Annotated in this window: 1 protein-coding gene; it reads left to right on the top strand. The window is 26.4% G+C overall.

Features of this window, described 5'->3' with window-relative positions; translation table 11 throughout:
* Positions 1-451 (top strand): PfkB family carbohydrate kinase (locus BN1173_RS04705; protein ID WP_040236773.1); only part of this gene is annotated, 451 nt, incomplete at both ends.

Here is a 451-nt window from a genome sequence, read left to right as displayed (position 1 = left end):
CAACAACATGCTCTACCCTACTTTTGATTACAAAATAGTAAGTGGTTTTAGAGAAATAATAAAACATGCAGACATAATAACACCAAATATCACAGAATTAAAAATGTTAGCAAAAACTGAAAAAATTAGAAATAAAGATGAAATAATAAAAGCAACATCAAATCTTGAAATAAAAGGAACAATCATAGTTACAAGCATAGAAAAAGACAATCTCATAGGAACCGCTGCTTACAATACAAAAACAAAAGAATATTCGGAATTTTTTTTAGAAAAATTAGAACAAAATTTTAGTGGAACAGGAGACTTATTTACAAGCTTACTAATAGGATATCTTGAAACATATGAAATAGAATACGCATTAAAACAAGCAACTAAAGTCACTCACTCAATAATAAAGCATTCTACTCTAAACAATAATTCGACAAAAAAAGACATTCAAATTGAATTTTTT

The sequence above is a fragment of the Borrelia crocidurae genome, assembly GCF_000825665.2.
Taxonomy (GTDB): Bacteria; Spirochaetota; Spirochaetia; order Borreliales; family Borreliaceae; genus Borrelia; species Borrelia duttonii.
This window is presented reverse-complemented; position numbering and strand designations above follow the sequence as displayed.